The sequence below is a fragment of the Streptomyces hamibioticus genome (assembly GCF_047946815.1).
Lineage (GTDB): Bacteria > Actinomycetota > Actinomycetes > Streptomycetales > Streptomycetaceae > Streptomyces.
In genome coordinates, this window is sequence record NZ_JBKKQY010000001.1 from 2,235,475 (window position 1) to 2,255,577 (window position 20,103).

General features: G+C 73.2%; 14 protein-coding genes and 1 pseudogene. 10 read left to right on the forward strand and 5 right to left on the reverse strand.

Going from position 1 to position 20,103, the window contains the following annotated elements; translation table 11 throughout:
* Positions 1 to 81 precede the first annotated feature (81 nt).
* Both ACLGIH_RS09875 and ACLGIH_RS09880 read left to right on the forward strand, forming a co-directional pair.
* Positions 82 to 1,449 carry an L-serine ammonia-lyase gene (locus ACLGIH_RS09875; RefSeq protein WP_416524852.1) on the forward strand — a complete coding sequence of 456 codons (1,368 nt, stop codon included), beginning with the start codon at positions 82 to 84 and terminating at the stop codon, positions 1,447 to 1,449.
* 101 nt (positions 1,450 to 1,550) lie between these two features.
* Positions 1,551 to 1,754: pseudogene (locus tag ACLGIH_RS09880) on the forward strand (muramidase); the annotation flags it as partial.
* Positions 1,755 to 1,873: 119 nt separating this feature from the next.
* Here the strand turns inward: ACLGIH_RS09880 and ACLGIH_RS09885 are convergent.
* Entirely contained in the window at positions 1,874 to 2,086 is a 213-nt protein-coding gene (locus tag ACLGIH_RS09885; RefSeq protein ID WP_416524853.1) for an EF-hand domain-containing protein, read from the reverse strand.
* A gap of 90 nt (positions 2,087 to 2,176) precedes the next feature.
* Between ACLGIH_RS09885 and ACLGIH_RS09890 the strand changes: the two genes are divergently transcribed.
* Complete coding sequence (locus ACLGIH_RS09890) at positions 2,177 to 2,830, forward strand: GNAT family N-acetyltransferase (protein ID WP_416524854.1); 654 nt, start codon at positions 2,177 to 2,179, stop codon at positions 2,828 to 2,830.
* 23 nt (positions 2,831 to 2,853) lie between these two features.
* Here the strand turns inward: ACLGIH_RS09890 and ACLGIH_RS09895 are convergent, their stop codons facing one another.
* The 4 genes from ACLGIH_RS09895 to ACLGIH_RS09910 all read right to left on the reverse strand — a co-directional run bounded on the left by ACLGIH_RS09895 (position 2,854) and on the right by ACLGIH_RS09910 (position 7,150).
* Positions 2,854 to 3,357: an ATP-binding protein gene (locus tag ACLGIH_RS09895; protein ID WP_416524855.1), complete on the reverse strand. Its 504-nt coding sequence runs from the start codon at positions 3,355 to 3,357 to the stop codon at positions 2,854 to 2,856.
* A gap of 253 nt (positions 3,358 to 3,610) precedes the next feature.
* Positions 3,611 to 4,378: an enoyl-CoA hydratase/isomerase family protein gene (locus ACLGIH_RS09900; RefSeq protein ID WP_416524856.1), complete on the reverse strand. Its 768-nt coding sequence runs from the start codon at positions 4,376 to 4,378 to the stop codon at positions 3,611 to 3,613.
* A gap of 89 nt (positions 4,379 to 4,467) precedes the next feature.
* Positions 4,468 to 5,718 (reverse strand): L,D-transpeptidase, encoded by a 1,251-nt coding sequence (locus ACLGIH_RS09905; protein ID WP_416524857.1) that lies wholly within the window; start codon positions 5,716 to 5,718, stop codon positions 4,468 to 4,470.
* 205 nt (positions 5,719 to 5,923) lie between these two features.
* The gene (locus ACLGIH_RS09910) at positions 5,924 to 7,150 is read right to left on the reverse strand and encodes a L,D-transpeptidase (RefSeq protein ID WP_416524858.1); all 1,227 of its coding nucleotides are present in this window, start codon (positions 7,148 to 7,150) and stop codon (positions 5,924 to 5,926) included.
* Between the two features lie 154 nt (positions 7,151 to 7,304).
* Between ACLGIH_RS09910 and glgX the strand changes: the two genes are divergently transcribed.
* The 7 genes from glgX (at position 7,305) to ACLGIH_RS09945 (ending at position 20,097) form a co-directional block, all read left to right on the forward strand.
* Complete coding sequence (gene glgX / locus ACLGIH_RS09915; RefSeq protein WP_416524859.1) at positions 7,305 to 9,566, forward strand: glycogen debranching protein GlgX; 2,262 nt, start codon at positions 7,305 to 7,307, stop codon at positions 9,564 to 9,566.
* Positions 9,567 to 9,767: 201 nt separating this feature from the next.
* Positions 9,768 to 11,573 carry an ABC transporter ATP-binding protein gene (locus tag ACLGIH_RS09920; protein ID WP_416524860.1) on the forward strand — a complete coding sequence of 602 codons (1,806 nt, stop codon included), beginning with the start codon at positions 9,768 to 9,770 and terminating at the stop codon, positions 11,571 to 11,573.
* Positions 11,570 to 13,423, forward strand: a complete 1,854-nt coding sequence (locus tag ACLGIH_RS09925; protein WP_416524861.1) for an ABC transporter ATP-binding protein — start codon at positions 11,570 to 11,572, stop codon at positions 13,421 to 13,423. The genes ACLGIH_RS09920 and ACLGIH_RS09925 overlap by 4 nt, the downstream gene beginning before the upstream one ends.
* Positions 13,424 to 13,442: 19 nt before the next feature.
* Entirely contained in the window at positions 13,443 to 15,437 is a 1,995-nt protein-coding gene (locus ACLGIH_RS09930; RefSeq protein WP_416524862.1) for an ABC transporter transmembrane domain-containing protein, read from the forward strand.
* Positions 15,434 to 17,212 carry an ABC transporter ATP-binding protein gene (locus ACLGIH_RS09935; RefSeq protein ID WP_416524863.1) on the forward strand — a complete coding sequence of 593 codons (1,779 nt, stop codon included), beginning with the start codon at positions 15,434 to 15,436 and terminating at the stop codon, positions 17,210 to 17,212. The genes ACLGIH_RS09930 and ACLGIH_RS09935 overlap by 4 nt, the downstream gene beginning before the upstream one ends.
* Before the next feature lie 248 nt (positions 17,213 to 17,460).
* Entirely contained in the window at positions 17,461 to 19,506 is a 2,046-nt protein-coding gene (locus ACLGIH_RS09940; protein ID WP_416524864.1) for a M4 family metallopeptidase, read from the forward strand.
* A 72-nt stretch (positions 19,507 to 19,578) separates the two neighbouring features.
* A complete protein-coding gene (locus tag ACLGIH_RS09945) occupies positions 19,579 to 20,097 on the forward strand; it encodes a DUF1990 family protein (protein ID WP_416524865.1) in 519 nt (172 codons plus the stop codon).
* Positions 20,098 to 20,103: the final 6 nt, after the last annotated feature.

Sequence of the window (20,103 nt, forward strand, 5' to 3'; positions counted from 1 at the left end):
GGGGCGCCGAGCCGCCACAAGCGAGCGCCGGCGCCCCGCACCGCCCCCCCCTCTGCACCACCCCCGTATTGAGGAGTCACCGTGGCCATCTCGGTCTTCGACCTGTTCTCGATCGGCATCGGCCCGTCCAGCTCCCACACGGTCGGCCCGATGCGCGCGGCCCGCATGTTCGCCCGGCGGCTGCGCAACGAGGAGCTGCTGGCGCCGGTCGCGTCGGTACGGGCCGAGCTGTACGGCTCCCTCGGCGCCACGGGCCACGGCCACGGCACGCCCAAGGCGGTGCTGCTCGGCCTGGAGGGCGACTCGCCGCGCACGGTGGACGTGGAGACGGCGGACGAGCGGATCGAGGCGATCAGGACCTCGGGCCGCCTCCGCCTCCTCGGCGAGCACGAGATCCCGTTCTCCTTCGACGACGACCTGGTCCTGCACCGCCGCAAGACGCTCCCCTACCACGCCAACGGCATGACGCTGTGGGCGTACGACGCCGAGGGCGCGGAGCTGCTGGCGAAGACCTACTACTCGGTGGGCGGCGGCTTCGTCGTCGACGAGGAGGCGGTCGGCGCGGACCGCATCAAGCTCGACGACACGGTGCTGAAGTACCCCTTCCGCACGGGCGACGAGCTGCTGCGCCTGACCCAGGAGACGGGCCTGTCCATCTCGGCCCTGATGCTGGAGAACGAGCGCGCCTGGCGCACCGAGGACGAGATCCGCGAGGGCCTGCTGGAGATCTGGCGGGTCATGCAGGCGTGCGTCTCCCGCGGCATGTCCCGCGAGGGCATCCTGCCGGGCGGCCTGAAGGTCCGCCGCCGCGCCGCGAACACCGCGCGCAAGCTGCGCTCGGAGGGCGACCCGCAAGCCCTCGCCATGGAGTGGATCACCCTCTACGCGATGGCGGTGAACGAGGAGAACGCCGCCGGCGGCCGGGTCGTCACGGCCCCCACGAACGGCGCGGCGGGCATCATCCCGGCGGTCCTGCACTACTACATGAACTTCGTGCCCGGCGCCGACGAGGAGGGCGTGATCCGCTTCCTGCTCGCCGCCGGTGCGATCGGCATGCTGTTCAAGGAGAACGCCTCCATCTCCGGCGCCGAGGTCGGCTGCCAGGGCGAGGTCGGCTCGGCCTGCTCGATGGCGGCCGGCGCGCTCGCCGAGGTGCTGGGCGGCAGCCCCGAGCAGGTGGAGAACGCCGCCGAGATCGGCATGGAGCACAACCTCGGCCTGACCTGCGACCCGGTCGGCGGCCTCGTCCAGATCCCGTGCATCGAGCGCAACGGCATGGCCGCGGTCAAGGCGGTCACGGCGGCCCGGATGGCGATGCGCGGCGACGGCAGCCACAAGGTGTCCCTGGACAAGGTCATCAAGACGATGAAGGACACCGGCGCCGACATGTCGGTCAAGTACAAGGAGACGGCGCGGGGCGGGCTGGCGGTCAACATCATCGAGTGCTAGCCGGTGGAAAGGACTTCGGCACACCGAGTCCTGCCGCATTCCGCACGTCACCCGGGGGAACAACCAACTCCCGTCCCCGGTCGGGTTGCCGGGCCGCAGGACGGCAACCCGGCCGGCCCGGCGACATCCTCGCCGTCGACCGGGAGACGACGGGCGAGGGGACCCGTGCGAACAATGCCGAGAAGGACCGCTTCGTTCGCAAGGTGAAGGAGCTGCGGCCGGACAACCGGCCCGTCACGCATGACCGACGACCGGTGGACAAGAACGTGGCCGCCTTCGAGAACAAGGCGGCGTTGCGGAAGTGGCGCAGGGCGCTTGACCGGCCGGGTCCTGCGGCCCGGGTACGGCGCGGCCCTCGCCATTTCCGCGGCGGGGCCGCCTGCCCGGAGTTTCGGGCAGGCGGCCGGCCCCTCTCAGGCCCGCATCACTTGTTCAGGTACGCCCAGAACTCGTCGAACGACATGAGCTTGTCGCCGTCGAGGTCACGGGTGGCGATGATGGCCTCCGCCACGGACTCGGTGACGTTCCAGTCGCCGCCCTGGGCGAGGGCGGTCTTGAACTCGGCCGGGGTGATGTAGCCGTCGCCGTCGACGTCGATCCGGTCGAACTGCTTGCGTGCTTCTTCGATGTCCGCCACCGATCCGCCCCTCATTTCGTACAGTGATCGTCCTAGTGACGCAGGTCAGACTAACGGCAGGGCCGAGCGGACGGGTGAGCGGTGGAGGGCTTGACGCAGGACGGGGCGGCTCGGACGCTCCGGGAGATCCTGGACGCGGCGGCGCGCGGGAACTTCCCGCCGGAGGACGGCGGCATCACCGTCGTACCGCAGTGCTGCGCGCGGGACGCCGGGGTGCTGGCGTTCACCGCGCACTCGGTGGTGTTCACCGACGAGGAGCCCGAATGGGTGCACGCGACGCTGCGCGCCCTGGACTGCGATGCTCTCTCCGCGACGATGAACGCGCGGTTCCTCACGGCGCTCATGGAGCGGACCGGGCGCGGGAGCGACACGATCGACGTGATGACGGTGGCCGGCCCGCTGGAGGGCGAGCCGCCCGTCGCGCTCAAGGAGGCCGGGGGCCCCGGTCATCCCCGGGTGGTCGGCTCCCGGCGGCGGCGCGACGACGTGCGGGTGTGGACGGCGGACGGAGGCGTCCTGGTGCTGGGCCGCGGGGTCGCCGGGCGACTGGAGGTCGCGGTCGAGGTGGACGAGGAGGTACGGCACCTCGGGCTGGGGAGGGCGCTCGCGGCGGCGGCGCGGCACCTCGGCGGGGGCGAGCCGGTGTGGGCCCAGGTGTCGCCGGGGAACGCCCGCAGCCTGCGGGCGTTCCAGGCGGCCGGTTATCTTCCGGTGGGGTCGGAGGTGCTGCTGCGCCCGCGGTGAGGGGCGATGCCCGCGGAGCTTGCCTAGCGGTCCGCGACCCTCATCTCGAACCAGGTCGTCTTGCCGCACGGCAGCAGGTCGACGCCCCACCGGTCGGACAGCTTGTCGACGAGGAAGAGGCCTCGTCCGCTGATGTCCAGTTCCTGCACCGGCATCAGGCACGGCAGCCCTCGTGAGGGGTCGCGGACCGCCACGCGGACCCGGCCGGGCCGACGCTGCATGCGGAGGCCGAAGACGCGGGCGCCGGTGTGCCGGACGGCGTTGCCCACCAGCTCCGAGACGAGTAAGACGGCGTCCTCCGCCAGCGCGGGCGGAAACCCCCACTGACGCAGGATCACCACCTGGGCCAGTCGGCGGGCCGTGGCCGCGGACTCGGGAAGGGACGGAAGCGAAACCTCACCCTCCGTCGGGTTGCCGTACAACTCCAGCGACTTCAGCGCTCGTTCGTCCTCGACCGCCGGCGACCAGCGCGCCGCGGTCGCACGTCCGGCTCCCCGCGGCTGTTCCGTACCCTCCAGCCCCGCCATGCCCCCATCATGGCCGCCCGAGGGGCGCTCGGGGGCCGTTCCCGGGGAATACCGCCCCCGGAGCGCTCCATTCCGGGCAAGGCGGCCGGCATGTGCCAACGGCACGTCAGCGCCCTGAACAGCCCTGCTGACCTGCGGCTTCGGTTCGACTGGAGGCAATCGAGCGACTCCCTCGACACGGTGGATTCACGGCCGCCCCAAGGCTGCCACAAACCGCCCCATCGAGGGACCCGTAATCAGACACCGCGTCAATTCACAGGAACTTCGCCTTGCCCGGGCCCTCCTCCACGAAGCTCCGCATGCCGCGCTCGCGGTCCTCGGTGGCGAACAGGCCCGCGAACCAGTTCCGTTCGACCGCGAGACCGGTCTCGATGTCCGTCTCCAGACCGGCGTCGATCGCCTCCTTCGCGGCGCGCAGCGCGATCGCCGGTCCCTGCGCGAGCCGCGCGGCCCAGGCGTGGGCCTGCTCGTACACCTCGGCGGCCGGTACCACCCGGTCCACCAGGCCGATCGTCAGCGCCTCGTCGGCCCGCACCTGGCGGCCGGTGAAGATCAGGTCCTTGGCCCTGGAGGGGCCCACCAGGCGGGACAGGCGCTGGGTGCCGCCCGCGCCCGGGATCAGGCCGAGCAGGATCTCCGGCTGGCCCAGCTTGGCGTTCTCGCCGGCGATGCGGAAGTCGGCGCAGAGCGCCAGCTCGCAGCCGCCGCCGAGCGCGTAGCCGGTGACCGCGGCCACCACCGGCTTGGGGATGCGGGCCACCGCGGTGAACGAGTCCTGCAGGGCGCGGGCGCGCAGGACCATCGCCGCATGGTCCATCACCTGCATCTCCTTGATGTCCGCACCGGCGGCGAACACCTTCTCGCCGCCGTAGAGCACGACGGCGCGCACGTCCTCGCGGCGGCCGGCCTCCTCGGCGAGTTCCTTGATCCGGTCCTGCGTCGCGATGTCCAGCGCGTTCATGGGCGGACGGTCCAGGCGCAGCGTGCCGACGCCGTCGGCCACTTCGAGATGTACGGTCATGCCCAGCAGGTTAACGGGCACTAACGACATCGGCCCCGGTGCCGTACCTCACACAGAGGAGCGCACCGGGGCCGGACGTCCGTGCGGGCTCAGGCCTTCCACTTCTCCCACGGCATGTTCCAGCCGTTGAACCCGTTGTCCGGGGCCACGACGGCGTCGTCGGAGTTCTTGACCACGACCACGTCGCCGATCATCGAGTTGGCGAAGAACCAGGCGCCCGGTGCCTTCTCATCCCAGCCGCCGCGCACGTCGCGCAGGCCGATGCAGCCGTGGCTGGCGTTGTAGTTGCCGAAGGCGTCCCCGCCCCAGTAGTTGCCGTGGATGAAGGTGCCGGAGGTGGTCAGGCGCATGGCGTGCGGGACGTCCTTGATGTCGTACTCGCCGCCGTAGCCGACGGTCTCGCCGTTCATCCGGGTCACCGCCAGCCGTTCGCTGATGACCATCTGGCCGTTCCAGGTCTCCATGCCGGCCTTGCCGGTGGTCACCGGGATCTTCTTGACGACCTTGCCGTCCCGCTCGACCTCCATCGTCAGCTTCTTGACGTCGACGACGGAGACCTGGCTGCGGCCGATGGTGAAGGAGACGGTCTTGTCCTGCTCGCCGTAGACGCCGTCGCGGCCCTCGACGCCGTCGAGGTTGAGGTCGACGGTGACCTTGGTGCCGGCCTTCCAGTACTTCTCGGGCCGGAAGTCGAGGCGGTCGTTGCCGAACCAGTGGCCCTCGACCTCGACGGCGGGCTCGGTCCTGATGCGGACGGCCTTCTCGACGTCCTCGGGGTTGGTGATGCCCCGGGTGAAGCGGAGGGAGAACGGCATCCCGACGCCGACCTTCGAGCCGTCCTCGGGGGTGAAGTGGCCGATGAAGGTGTTCTTCGGCGTCAGAGTGGTGAAGCGGGAGTCCTCGGCGGCCGTGCGGCCGGCGGAGTCCTTGGCGACCGCGTGCACGGTGTACGTGGTGGAGGCGGCCAGATGGGTGGACGGCGTCCAGGTGGCGCCGTCGCCGGACATCTTCCCCTCGATCCGGTCGCCGTCGGGGTTCTTGACCACCACCTCGGTCAGCTTGCCCTTGGCCGCGCTGACCTTCAGTGCGCCGCTGGTGTCGACGGACTCGGCGCCGTCCTTCGGCGCGATGCTGACGACGGCCTCGGACTGCTTGCTCTGCGCCGCGGTGGAATCGGCGCCCGCCTTGCCCTTGCCGTCACCCGATCCGGCCCCCGGGCCCGGTCCGCCCCCGCACGCGGTCACCGCCAGCAGCAGCGCCCCGGCCGCCAGTGCCGTCAGTCTCCGTCCGCCCCGTCTCCGTATGCCGGCCGACGCCCCCGATATCGGACGCACGTTCAATTCGTCTCCCCTCGCCGGGCCCGGTGAGGCCCCCTCCCCTGTGCGCCACAGTGCGCAGAAGCGCATGGTATCCGCAGGCCAGGGGCGTGGAGCCCGGCGAGATTGTCACTGTTCCGTACCGAGTTCGGCGCCGGCCGATCATCCTGGAGCGCCGCCCGCCGTCACCTGTGCGACGACCCGCCGTCACCCGATCGTGTCACCGCCGTCACTTGACCGCGCTGCCCGCCTTCCACTTCTTCCAGCTCATGTTCCAGCCGCCGAGCCCGTTGTCCGGCGCCACCGTCCGGTCCTTGCTGCGGACCACCTCGACCACGTCGCCGACGAGGCTGCGGTCGAAGAACCAGCCCGCCGGGGTGTCCGCGCCGCCGCCCTTGACGTCGCGCAGGCCGATGCAGCCGTGGCTGACGTTGGACCGGCCGAAGACGTCGTCCTCCGCCCAGTAGTTGCCGTGCAGGAAGGTGCCGGAGTAGGTCAGGCGCATGGCGTGCGGCACGTCCGGGATGTCGTACTCGCCGCCGAAGCCGACCGTGCGGCTGTTCATGCGGGTGACGTCGAGCATCTCGGTCACCACCATCCTGCCGTTGTACGTGGTGGTCTTCGGGGCCCCGGCGGTGATCGGCACGGTGGCCACCAGCTCGCCGTCCCGGCGGACCTTCATAATCTTGCGCGCCGCGTCCACCACGGAGACCTGGCTGCGGCCGACGGTGAAGGAGAGCGTCTTGTGCTGGAGCCCGTACACCCCGGGGGCCCCTTCCACGTCCCTGAGGCGGAGGGAGACGGTGACCTCGGTGCCGGGCTTCCAGTAGTGCTCGGGGCGGAAGTCGAGGCGGTCCTTGCCGAACCAGTGGGGGCGGACCTCCACGGCCGGTTTCGCGGTCACGGTGACGGCGCGCTCGACGGCGGCCCGGCGGGTGATCTCCCGGTTGAACTCCAGGGAGACGATCATGCCGGTGCCGACGACGGAGCGGTGCTCGGGGGCGACGTACCCGATGAAGCGCTCCTCGGGGACGTACGTCGTGAAGGTGGCGTGCCGGGCGGAGCGGCGGCCGTCGCCGTCCAGGGCGACCGCGTCGACCGTGTACTTCGCGGCGAGCGCGAGCCGCGCGTCGTCCGGCGTCCAGCGCCGGCCGTCGGCGGAGATGCGGCCCGGCACCGGGGTCTCCTGCGCGTCCTGCGACTTGACGACCTGCACCGACTCCAGCCGTCCGCCGGTCACCCGGACCGACAGCTTCCGCCCGGGCTCGACGCCCTTGTCGCCGTCGTCCGGGGAGATCCGGATGGCGTCCCCGGGAGCGGGGGGTTTGCCGAACACCCCGCCGATCCCGGTGCCGTCCGAGGAGCAGCCGGCCGCTCCGGCCAGCAGTCCTGCCCATGTCAGTACGGCGGCCAGTGCGGCCCCCGCGCGCCGCGCGCGCCCTTGTACGTGCCTCACATCCACCCGTAACGACGGGTCCGGTCTGGGGAAACGTGAGTGCGAGCCAAGCGGTGGGCAGAACTGAGGGGAGGACGACGCGACGGGGAGCAGCGGCGGGGACGCCGCGCGCTCTCCTTCCGGGGTCGTTCCACGAGCCGCGGGAGGCTGACAGGTGTCCAGCGCAGCCGAGCAGGAGGCGGTGGCCGGGAAACGGGCCGCCGAGGACGGGCAGCCGTCCGCTGCCGTCGTCAACGGCGTGCGGCGGGCCGCGCCGCCCCCGGCCGTGCCCGCGTGGCCGGGCACGCCGGTGCCGCTCGGCGCCCGGTTCCGGACCGGCCCGGACGGGGTGGCGGGCACCAACTTCGCCCTGTGGGCGGGCGGGGCCGAGGCGGTCGAGCTGTGCCTGTTCGACGAGCAGGGCGCGGGCGGCGGGGAGCGCCGGGTCCGGCTGACCGAGCTGACCCACGAGATCTGGCACGGCTTCGTGCCGGGCGTGCTGCCCGGCCGGCGCTACGGCTACCGGGTGCACGGCCGCTGGGACCCGTGGACCGGCGCCCGCTGGAACCCGGCGAAACTGCTCCTCGACCCGTACGCGCGCGCGGTGGACGGCGACTGGCGGCTGCCGCCGGAGGTGTACGGGCATGTGCGGGACTGGCCGGAGCAGCACCTCGCCGACACCGTGCGCGACGACCGCGACTCCGCTCCGCACGTGCCCAAGGGCGTGGTCGTCCACGATGACGACGACTGGGCGGACGACCACCGGCCCAAGACCCCGTGGGCCGACTCGGTCATCTACGAGCTGCACGTCCGCGGCTTCACCAGACTGCACCCCGGCATCCCCGAGGAGCTGCGCGGCACCTACGCCGGCCTCGCCCACCCGGCGGCGGTCGAGTACCTGGTGCACCTGGGCGTGACGGCGGTGGAGCTGCTGCCGGTGCACCAGTTCGCGCACGAGGACCACCTGCTGCGCCGCGGGCTGAAGAACTACTGGGGCTACAACTCCATCGGCTACTTCGCCCCGCACGCCGCCTACGCCGCCTCCGGCACCCGGGGCGAGCAGGTCGGCGAGTTCAAGCGGATGGTGCGCGCCCTGCACGCGGCCGGGATCGAGGTCATACTCGACGTGGTCTACAACCACACCGCCGAGGCGGGCGAGCTGGGCCCGATGCTGTCGCTGAAGGGCATCGACAACCGCGGCTACTACCGCCTCCAGCCGGACGCCCGCCGGTACGCCGACTACACCGGCTGCGGCAACACCCTGCACGTCGTCCAGCCGCACGTGCTGCGCCTGATCACGGACTCGCTGCGCTACTGGGTGACCGAGATGGGCGTGGACGGCTTCCGCTTCGACCTGGCGGCGGCGCTGGCCCGCTCCATGCACGACGTGGACATGCTGTCGCCGTTCCTCGCCGTCATCGCCCAGGACCCGGTACTGCGCCGGGTGAAGCTGATCGCCGAGCCGTGGGACGTGGGCTCCGGCGGCTACCAGGTGGGCGCCTTCCCGCCGCTGTGGACGGAGTGGAACGACCGCTACCGCAACGCCGTACGGGACTTCTGGCGGCACGCGCTGCCGGACGTGCGGGAGATGGGCTACCGGCTGTCGGGCTCCAGCGACCTGTACGCCTGGGGCGGGCGGCGGCCGTACGCGTCGGTCAACTTCATCACCGCGCACGACGGCTTCACACTGCGCGACCTGGTGAGTTACGAGCGCAAGCACAACGAGGCCAACGGCGAGGGCAACCGGGACGGCACGGACGACAACCGGGCGTGGAACTGCGGCGCGGAGGGCGAGACCGACGACGAGGGCGTACGGGCGCTGCGGCGCCGGCAGCTGCGGAACCTGCTGACCACGCTGCTGCTGTCCACGGGCGTGCCGATGCTGGTCGCGGGCGACGAACTGGGCCGCACCCAGGGCGGCAACAACAACGCCTACTGCCAGGACAACGAGATCAGCTGGGTGGACTGGAGCCTGCTGGACGACCCCGGCTGGCGGGCCCTGTTCGAGCTGACCGCCCGGCTGATCCGGCTGCGCCACGAGCACCCGGTGCTGCGCCGCCGCGCCTTCTTCTCCGGCCGGGCACACTCCGCGGACGGCCTGCGGGACCTGGCCTGGTTCACCGCGCGGGGCACGGAGATGGAGGAGAGCGACTGGTACGCGCCCGCGGCCACGCTCGGCATGTATCTGTCCGGCCGGGACATCCCGGGCCGGGACGAGCGGGGGGCGCCGATCGTCGACGACAGCTTCCTCGCCGTCCTGCACGCGGGCGAGCGCCCGGTGAACTTCGTGCTGCCGGGCCCGCCGTGGGCGGAGCGCTACGAGGTGGTGGTGGACACCGGCCGGGAGGAGCAGGGCGAGGCGCCGGGTGAGACGCACCGGGCGGGCGCGGAGGTCACGGTGCCCGCAAGGACGGTGCTGCTGCTCAGGGCGCTGTGAGGTCAGCCGGGGACGCCGCGTTCGCAGGCGGTACGGTCCCGCGCGCGGCGGTCGCCTTCTCGTGACCCCGGCGCCAGGTCGGACTCCTGTGCGGCGGCGCGTGCGGCGGCGTGAAGGCGCAGGTCGTAGGACCATCGGCCGAGTGCGGTCCGGCCAAAACTCGGTGGGCAGTGTCAGTGGCGATCCGTACTCTCACTGCTGATGCCCACGACACCCGCACCCGCCGGCCCCCTGCCCGCCGAAGACCGGTCCGCCGTCCGGACGTTGCTGCGGCTGTGGCCGTACGTACGGCCCGTGCGGGCCCGGCTGTTCACCGCCGCGTTCATCGCGATCCTCGCCTCCTGCGTGGGGCTGGTGATCCCGCTCGTGCTGAAGTGGCTGGTGGACGGGCCGGTCGCCGACCGGGACCCGGCGGGCGTGTGGCTGGGCGCGCTGTACGTGCTGCTCCTCGGCCTCGGGGAGGCGCTGCTGTTCGGGCTGCGGCGGTGGCTGGTGGCCCGGCCGCTGGCGGGGGTCGAGGCGTCGATGCGGGCGGATCTGTACCGGCATCTGCAGCGGCTGCCGGTGGCCTTCCACGACCGGTGGGCGTCGGGGCAGCTGCTGTCGCGCGGCACCACCGATCTGATGCTGCTGCGCATGTTCCTCGCCTTTCCGCTGACGTTCCTCCTGGTCAACGGCGTGACGATCGTCGTCGGCGTGGTCATCATGCTGGTGCAGGACTGGACGCTGGGGCTGGTGATCCTGGGGCCCGCCGTGCCGGTGATGGTGCTGTGCGTGGTCTTCGAGAAGCGGTACGCCGAGGTGGCGCGGCTGGCGCAGGACCAGGTGGGGGACCTGACGACGGTCGTCGAGGAGAGCGTGCTCGGCATCCGGATCATCAAGGGGTTCGGGCGGCACCGCAGCCAGGCGCGGGCGTTCCGGGAGCTGTCGAACACGCTGCGGGGGACGGAGCTGCGCAAGGCGCGGCTGCTGGCGGCGATCTGGGCGGTCATCGTGACGCTGCCGGAGGTGGCGATCGGGGCGGCGCTGGTGGTGGGGGCGGTGCAGGTCGCCGACGGGGCGTTGTCCGCGGGGACGTTGGTGGCGTTCCTGTCCACGGCGCTCGCGCTGCGGTGGCCGGTGGAGTCGATCGGGTTCCTGCTGGCGATGAGCCAGGAGGCGGCGACGGCGACGGAGCGGTACTTCGAGGTGATGGACGCGGAGCCGGAGTCCTCCGGTGAGGCCGCGTCCGTGCCGCGGGGCGGGTCGCGCGGCCCGGCGGCCGGCGATGGCCTCCGCTTCCAGAACGTCACCTTCCGGTACCCCGACGCGCCCCCCGGCTCCCCGCCCGTCCTCGACCGCGTCGACCTGCACATCCCCTCCGGCGAGTCCCTCGCCCTCGTCGGGGCGACCGGGAGCGGCAAGACGACGCTCACCGCGCTGATCCCCCGGCTGCACGAGGTGACCTCCGGCAGGATCACGCTGGACGGCGAGGACATCACCGCCATGCCCCGCGAGGAGCTGCGCTCGAAGGTGGCCGTCGCCTTCGAGGAGCCCACCCTGTTCTCGGCGAGCGTCGGTGAGAACGTGCTGATGGGGGCCGGTGACCGCGCCGGGGACGCCGACCTGGAGCGGGCCCTGTCCGTCGCCCAGGCCGACTTCGTGCACGCCCTGCCCCAGGGCGCCGCCACCCAGGTCGGCGAGCAGGGCCTCAGCCTGTCCGGCGGGCAGCGGCAGCGGCTGGCGCTGGCGCGGGCCGTGGTCGGGCGGCCGGGCTTCCTCGTGCTGGACGACCCGCTGTCCGCGCTGGACGTGCACACCGAGGCCGCCGTGGAGGCCGCGCTGCGCCGGGTGCTCGCCGGCACCACCGCGCTGATCGTGGCCCACCGCCCCTCCACGGTGCTGCTCGCCGACCGCGTCGCCCTGCTCTCCGGCGGCCGGGTCACCGCCGTCGGCACCCACCAGGAACTGCTGCGCGGCAACGCCGAGTACGCCCATCTGATGACCGGCCCGGAGGAGGACCGATGACGGCGCCCGCGACCACCGCCCCGCAGAAGGAGCGGCCCGCCGAGGAACTCCCCGCGGCCGGCGATCCCTTCGACCGCGACGTCCTGCCCACCCCGCCGGGCGCCACCGGCGCGCTGCTGCGCTCCCTGCTCGCGCCGATGAAGGCCCGGGTCGCGCTCACCACCCTGATCCTGCTGCTCCAGCAGGCGGCCGTGCAGGCGGGCCCGCTGCTGGTGGCGTACGCCATCGACCACGCGGTCCCGGCGTTCCGCGACCGGGACCACGGACCGCTGATCGCGGTGGGCGCGGGCTACCTGCTGTGCGCGCTGGCGGGCGGCGGGCTCCAGTACGCGTTCATCACCGCGTCCGCCCGCGTCAACCAGGACGTGCTGCTGGACCTGAGGGGCAGGATCTTCCGGCACGCGCAGGCGCTCAGCGTCGACTTCCACGAGCGCTACACCTCCGGCCGGCTCATCTCCCGCTCCACGACGGACGTCGAGTCGCTGCGGGAGCTGCTCGACGAGGGCCTCCAGGAGCTGGTCACGGTCGTCCTGTCGTTCGTCTACATCGCGGCGCTGCTGCTCTGGCTGGACCTCGGGCTCGGCGGGGTGGCGGTGGCGTCGTTCGTGCCGCTGTACGGACTGGTCCGGCTCTACCGGCGCCGGGCGGGGCGGGTGTACCGGCAGCGGTCCACGGCGATCGCCGCCGTGATCGTGAGGTTCGTGGAGACGATGAACGGCATCCGGCCGGTGCGCGCCTTCCGCCGGGAGGCGGTGAACGACGCCGACTTCGCGGTCCTCAACGGGCGGCACGAGCGCACCAACGGCGACGCGCTGCTGGAGATGGCCCGCTATGTGGTCGGCTCCCGGCTGGTGGCCAACACCACCGTCGCCGGCATCGTCCTGTGGGGCGCCTACCGGGTCGCGGACGGCACGCTGGCGCTCGGTGTGCTGGCGGCCGCGGTGCTGTACCTGCGCCGCCTGTACGACCCGATCGACCGCCTCGGCATGTTCCTCAACTCGGCCCAGTCGGCGGGCGCCTCCCTGGAGAAGATCGCGGGCCTGCTGGCGCAGACGCCGTCCGTGCCCGAGCCGTCGGCGCCCAAGGAGATGCCCCCGCCGGAGTCGGAGCACCCCGGCCGCGAGGCCGTCTTCGACGGGGTGAGCTTCGGCTACCGCACCGGCGGCGAGGTGCTGCCCCGCTTCGACCTGACGATCCCCGCCGGGCAGACCGTCGCGGTCGTCGGCTCGACCGGCGCGGGCAAGTCGACGCTGGCCAAGCTGCTCGCCCGGTTCTACGACCCGTCCACCGGGCGTGTGCTGCTGGACGGCACCGACCTGCGCGACCTCGCCGTGCCCGAACTGCGGCGCGGGGTGGTGATGGTGACCCAGGAGGCCTTCCTGTTCTCCGGCACGGTCGCCGACAACATCGCCATCGGCCGCCCGGAGGCCACCCGTGAGGAGATCGAGCAGGCCGCCGAGGCGATCGGCGCGCATGACTTCATCACCGCGCTGCCGGACGGCTACGACACCGACGTCCGCAAGCGGGGCGGGCGGATCTCCGCAGGTCAGCGGCAACTGGTGGCGTTCGCGCGGGCATTGCTCGCCGACCCGGCGGTGCTGATCCTGGACGAGGCGACCAGCTCGCTGGACATCCCGGGCGAGCGGGCGGTGCAGCGGGCGATGACGACGGTGCTGAAGGGCCGTACGGCGGTGGTCATCGCGCACCGGCTGTCGACGGTGGAGATCGCCGACCGGGTGCTGGTGATGGAGCGGGGCCGGATCGTGGAGGACGGATCCCCGGCCGAACTGATCGCGGGCACGGGGCGGTTCGCCGATCTGCACCGGGCGTGGCGGGACAGTCTGGCCTGACGGCGACGGGGGGCAACAGGTGATCGACGCGTACGAGGATCCCGGCACGCCCGACAGCCGCAGCGGCTGGCGGTACCTGTGGTGGCTGGTGCGGCGGCAGCCGGGGCGGTCGGCGGCGGGGGCGGTGTTCGCCAGCGTGTGGATGGTGATGCTGGCGGCGATGCCGTACACCATGGCCCGGGCCGTCGACCGCGGCGTCGAGCCGCGTGACATGGGGGCGCTGGCCGGCTGGACGGGCCTGCTGGTCCTGGTGGGCGTCTGCACCGCCTGGCTGAGCATCATGCGGCACCGCACGATGACCCGGGTGCGGATGGACGCCAACTTCCGCACGGTGAAGGTCGTCGTCGGGCAGGCGGTGCGGCTGGGGGGCGCGCTGCGGCACCGGGTCGGCGCCGGTGAGGTGGTCACCATCGGCGTGGGTGACGTGCAGACGATCAGCCAGACGCTGACGGTCGTCGGGCCCGGCGTCGGCGCGGTGGTGGCCTGCGCGGTCGTCGCCGGTCTGCTGGTGTCGGTGTCGGTACAGCTGGCGGTGGTGGTGCTGGCCGGCGTGCCGCTGCTGGGTGTGCTGGTGGGGCCGCTGCTGGGCCGGTTGCAGGGGCGGGAGGCGGAGTACCGGGAGCGGCAGTCCGTGCTCACCGCCCGGATCGGCGACCTCGCGGGCGGGCTGCGGGTGCTGAACGGCCTGGGCGGCAAGGGCCTGGTCGCGGACGCCTTCCGCCGGGACTCGCGCCGGCTGTCCGAACAGGGGTACCGGGTCGGCGCGGTGACCAGCTGGATCCAGGCGCTGGGCGCCGGGCTGCCGACGCTGTTCCTGGCCGGGGTGACCTGGCTCGGGGCCCGGCTGGCGGTGCGGGGCGAGATCAGCGTGGGCGAGCTGGTGTCGGTGTACGGCTACGTCGTGGCCCTGCTGTGGCCGGTGGCGTTCCTGATCGAGGGGAGCCAGCAGGTGAGCCGGGGTCTGGTCGCCGCGGGCCGGGTCGTCCGGTTCCTGCGGCTGGAGCCCGAGCCGGACCCGGGCACCCGCGCAGCCCCCGCCGGGCCCGCCGTGCTGCACGACCCGGCGTCCGGGGTGCGGGTGCCGCCGGGCCGGCTGACCGCGCTGACCGGTCCCCGGCCGGCCGACGCCGCCGCGGTGGTCGACCGGCTGGGCCGCTACACCCCGTCCGACGCCACCTGGGGAGACGTACGCCTGGACGAGGTGCCCCTGGCGGAGGTTCGGCGCCGCATCCTGGTGGCGGACGCGGAGGCGGACCTGTTCGCGGGCGCCCTGCGCCATGTCATCGGCGCCGCGGAAGCCGACCCCACAGGCACGGGCCCTGTCGATCCACACCCCCGCCACACGAGCGCGACCGGCCACGACCAACGCCGCCCCGCAGGCGACGAAACCGGCCCCGGGGGCGCTGGCCGTGTCGATCTGCGGCTCCGCCGCGCGAGCGCGAACGGCCACGGCCATCCCCACCCCACAACCGACACGACCGAAACCGGCCCCAGGGACACCGGCCGTACCGATCCACGCCCCCGCCACACGAGCGCGACCGGCCGCAGAGGACCCGTACCCGCCCCACGGCATGCCGAGGCGGACGCGGAGGCGGACCTCGCCCGGGCGGTCCGTGCCGCCGCCGCCGACGACATCGTCCGTGGCCTCCCCGACGGCCTCGACTCCCCCATCGACGCCCAGGGCCGCAACCTCTCCGGCGGCCAGCGCCAGCGCATCCGGCTGGCGCGAGCCCTGCTCGCCGACCCCGAGGTGCTGCTCGCCGTCGAGCCGACCTCGGCCCTGGACGCGCACACCGAGGCCACGGTGGCGGACCGGCTCCGGGACGCCCGCCAGGGCCGTACGACCGTGGTGACCTGCACTTCTCCGCTGGTCCTGGACCGCGCCGACCTCGTGCACCACCTCGTCGACGGCAAGGTCGTCGCCACCGGCACCCACCGCGAACTCCTCGACACCGAGCCCGGATACCGGGCCCTCGTCGCCCGGGACGCCGACGCCGAGGAGGCCGTGGGATGACGTCACGCCATCTGCCCGTCGCCGAGCGCGCCGACGTCCGGCGGGCGGCGGCCGGGCTGGTCCGGGCCGACGGGCGGGCCTTCGCGGGACTGCTCGCGCTGAACGCGCTGGCCGCCGCGGCGGGCCTGGCCGGCCCCTGGCTGCTCGGCCGGATCGTGGACGAGGTGCGGGCCGGCGGCGGGGCCGGCGCCGTCGACCGGATGGCGCTCGGCATCCTCGTCTGCTCGGTGGCACAGCTGCTGCTGGCCCGCTGGGCGCGCTACGTCGGGCACCGCTTCGGTGAGCGGACGCTGGCGCGGGTACGGGAGCGGTTCGTGGACCGCGCGCTGGCACTGCCCGCGTCCGTGGTGGAGCGGGCCGGCACCGGGGACCTGACGGCGCGCGGCACGGCGGATGTGACGGCCGTCGGGAACACGCTGCGGGACGTGGGTCCGGCGTTGCTGGTCAACGGCGTGCAGGCGCTGTTCCTGGTCGCCGCGGTGTTCGTGCTGAACCCGCTGCTCGGCGCCGTCGGCGTGCTGGCGCTGATGCCGATCTGGGGTGTGCTGCGCTGGTACCTGCGCCGGGCGCGCGCCGGCTATCTGGCGGAGGGCGCGGCCACCTCGGACGTCGCGGAGATCCTCGCGGCCACGGCCGCCGGGGCCCGCACGGTGGAGGCGTTCGGGCTGGCCGGGCGGCGGATCGCGGCGAGCCGCCGGGCGCTGGAGGTCTCGCGCCGCACCCGCTTCCGCACGCTGCGTCTGCGCACGGTGTTCTTCCCGGTGGTGGAGGTGTCCTACGCCCTCCCGGTGGCCGGTGTGCTGCTGACCGGCGGGCTTCTGCACACGCGGGGCGCGATGAGCGTCGGCGCGGTGGTCACCGCGGCCCTGTACTTCCAGCAGCTGACCGGGCCGCTGGACGAGATCCTGATGCGGGTGGAGCAGCTCCAGTCCAGCGGCGCGTCCTTCGCCCGCGTGGAGGGCCTGGCCCGCGCGCCGCGGGCCGTCCCGGCGGCCGGCTCCCCCGCCCCGGCCGACGACCGCATCGACGTGACCGGGGCGCGCTACGCCTACGAGGGCGGGGCCGATGTGCTGCGCGGGGTGGACCTGACCGTGCGGCCCGGCGAGCGGCTGGCGGTGGTCGGGCCGTCCGGGGCCGGCAAGACGACGCTGAGCCGGCTGCTGGCGGGCGTGGACGCGCCGACCGCGGGCTCGGTGACGGTCGGCGGGGTGCCCGTCGCCGGTCTCTCCCCGGAGCGGCTGCGCCGCCAGGTCGTCCTGGTCACGCAGGAGCACCACGTCTTCCTCGGCACGGTCCGCGACAACCTGCTCATCGCCGACCCGTCCGCCACCGACGAGCGGTTGTGGGCGGCCCTCGCCGCGGTCGGCGCCGACGACTGGGTGCGGGAGCTGCCCGACGGCCTGGGCACCGAGCCGGGGCCGGGCGGCGACGGCCCCGACGGCTCGCGGGCCCAGCAACTCGCGCTGGCGCGGGTGGTGCTGGCCGACCCGCACACCGTGATCCTCGACGAGGCCACCGCCCTGCTGGACCCGACCACGGCCCGGCACACCGAGCGGGCCATGGCCGCCGTACTGGAGGGCCGTACGGTCATCGCCGTCGCGCACCGCCTGCACACCGCGCATGACGCCGACCGGGTGGCGGTCATGGCGGACGGCCGGCTGACCGAACTCGGCACCCATGAGGAGCTGGTGGCAGCCGACGGGGCCTACGCGGCGCTGTGGCGGTCGTGGCACGGAGAGCCGTCCGGCGGCGACGATCACCACGAATCCGTATAGCGGACATGAACTCCCGGACAACGAACGATTTCCGGCCAACTTCGTGACGCGCCCCTGACAAGGGTGCTCATCTCCTGCCACGCTTCCCACGGCCGCTCCACAGCAACCCCACCGCGTCACCCCACCGCTGTGCCGCGGCCGTCGCTCCCGCACGTAGTTCTGCGTACCGCCCTGTCATGCCCGGTGGCCCACCCGCCGCCCGGTCTCCCCAGGCCGCGTACCCCGTGGCCGCGCAGAAGGAGTCAGTGTTGAGCAGCAGTTCCTCCCACAGACGCACCCCCCACGCCCCCTCCCGCCGCATCCCGCCGCGCCGCGCCGCCGCCGTCGCGCTGGCCGGCGTCGCCGCGCTGATCGCGACGGCGGTCCAGTCCGGCGCCGCCACCGCGGCCCCGGCCGCCGCCCCGGTCCCGGGCGCCGAGTCCGTCGAGCTCTCCCCGGCCCAGCGCGCCGAGCTGCTGCGCGAGGCCGCCGCCGGCACCGCGGACACCGCCGCCGACCTGGGCCTCGGCGCCAAGGAGAAGCTGGTCGTCCGGGACGTGGTCAAGGACCGCGACGGCACCGTGCACACCCGCTACGAGCGCACCTACGCCGGGCTGCCCGTCCTCGGCGGCGACCTGGTCGTCACCGCGACCGCCGCCGGGAAGACCGAGAAGGTCGTCAAGGCCACCCGGGCCGCCATCAAGCCGGCCACCCTGACGCCGAAGGTCTCCGCCGACAGGGCCGAGCGCCAGGCCGTGGCCGCCGCCAAGGCCGACGGCGCCGAGGCGCCCGACGCCGAGGGCGCCCCGCGCAAGGTGATCTGGGCGGCCGAGGGCAAGCCGGTCCTGGCGTACGAGACGGTCGTCGGCGGGTTCCAGGAGGACGGCACCCCGAACGAGCTGCACGTCATCACCGACGCCGGCACCGGCGAGAAGCTGTACGAGTACCAGGCCGTGCACAACGGCACCGGCCACACCGTCTACAGCGGCACCGTGGAGCTGACCACCACGCGGTCCGGGTCCTCGTACAACCTCACCGACGGGGCGCGCGGCAACCACAGGACGTACAACCTCAACCGCGGCACCTCCGGCACCGGCACCCTGTTCTCCGGCCCCGACGACGTCTGGGGCAACGGCAGCCCGTCCAACCTGGAGTCCGCCGGCGCCGACGCGCACTACGGTGCAGCGCTGACCTGGGACTACTACAAGAACGTGCACGGACGCAGCGGCATCCGCGGCGACGGGGCGAGCGCCTACTCCCGCGTCCACTACGGCAACAACTACGTCAACGCGTTCTGGTCCGACAGCTGCTTCTGCATGACGTACGGCGACGGCTCCGGCAACGCCAACCCGCTCACCTCCATCGACGTGGCCGCGCACGAGATGACGCACGGCCTGACGTCCAACACGGCGGGGCTGCGCTACAGCGGAGAGTCCGGCGGTCTGAACGAGGCGACCAGCGACATCTTCGGCGCCACCGTCGAGTTCTTCGCGAACAACTCCTCCGACGCCGGTGACTACCTCATCGGCGAGAAGATCAACATCCGCGGCGACGGCACCCCGCTGCGCTACATGGACAAGCCCAGCAGGGACGGCTCGTCCAAGGACTACTGGTACTCCGGCATCGGCTCGATCGACGTGCACTACTCGTCCGGGCCCGCGAACCACTTCTTCTACCTGCTGAGCGAGGGCAGCGGCAAGAAGACCATCAACGGGGTCGCCTACGACTCGCCCACCTCCGACGGCCTGCCGGTCACCGGCATCGGCCGCGCCAAGGCGGAGAAGATCTGGTTCCGCGCGCTGGCCACCAAGTTCACCTCGACCACCAACTACGCGGGCGCCCGCACCGGCACCCTGGCGGCGGCCGGTGAGCTGTACGGCACCGACAGCGCCGAGTACAAGGCCGTCCAGGACGCCTGGGCGGGCGTCAACGTCGGCTCCCGGTCGGGCGGCGGCGGTGGCGGCGGCACCTCCTTCGAGAACACCGCCGACGTGGCGATCCCGGACAACGGCGCCGCCGTCACCTCCTCGGTCACCGTGTCGGGCCGTGCGGGCAACGCGCCCGCCGACCTGCGGGCCACGGTCGACATCGTGCACACCTGGCGCGGCGACCTGGTGATCGACCTGGTGGCGCCGGACGGGACGGCGTACCGGCTGAAGAACTTCAGCGGCTCCGACTCGGCGGACGACGTCAAGGAGACCTACACGGTCGACGCCTCCTCCGAGACCGCCAACGGCACCTGGAAGCTGCGCGTGCAGGACCAGGCGTCCCGGGACACCGGGTACATCAACAGCTTCAAGCTGACCTTCCCGTAGGACGACGGGCGGCCGGAGACGGACGGCACCCGGGACCCAAGGTTCCCGGGTGCCGTCCTAGGCTTGGGCCCCATGTCTGCGAGGGACTTCACCTACGACGCCGTCGGCGCCACCCGCGCGCAGGGCACCTGCCCGCCGGGTTTCCACCCCCTGCACGTCCGCGCCCGCATCGGCGAGGGCGAGCAGGTCTTCCGCCGGGCGGCCGAGGCGGTCCTGACCTGGGAGATGCACCGGACGCTGGGGGTTGGCGTCGACACCGGCGCGGACCGCGCCGCGCCCGGCGTCGACGTCACCGTCACCCTCGCCGGGGTGATCAAGGCACCCTGCCGGGTGGTGTGGACGATGGAGGAACACCGCCGCGCCGGATGGGCCTACGGCACCCTGCCCGGCCATCCGGAGAGCGGCGAGGAGGCCTTCGTCGTGGACCGCACGGGCGACGGCACGGTCTGGCTGACCGTGACCGCCTTCAGCCGCCCCGCCACGTGGTACGCCAAGGCGGGCGGGGCGGCGGCCCGCGGGTTGCAGCACGCCTACGCGCGGCGCTGCGGAACCGTGCTGCGGCGGCTCGCCGGAGGCGACGCCGAGGACTGACGGCCG

Excerpts from the sequence above, each read along its gene's own strand:
- ACLGIH_RS09895 (WP_416524855.1), bottom strand. The coding sequence starts at position 3,357 with ATGGCGGGGCTGGAGGGTACGGAACAGCCGCGGGGAGCCGGACGTGCG.
- ACLGIH_RS09900 (WP_416524856.1), bottom strand. The coding sequence starts at position 4,378 with ATGACCGTACATCTCGAAGTGGCCGACGGCGTCGGCACGCTGCGCCTG.
- ACLGIH_RS09920 (WP_416524860.1), top strand. The coding sequence starts at position 9,768 with ATGCCCACGACACCCGCACCCGCCGGCCCCCTGCCCGCCGAAGACCGG.
- ACLGIH_RS09925 (WP_416524861.1), top strand. The coding sequence starts at position 11,570 with ATGACGGCGCCCGCGACCACCGCCCCGCAGAAGGAGCGGCCCGCCGAG.
- ACLGIH_RS09935 (WP_416524863.1), top strand. The coding sequence starts at position 15,434 with ATGACGTCACGCCATCTGCCCGTCGCCGAGCGCGCCGACGTCCGGCGG.
- ACLGIH_RS09945 (WP_416524865.1), top strand. The coding sequence starts at position 19,579 with ATGTCTGCGAGGGACTTCACCTACGACGCCGTCGGCGCCACCCGCGCG.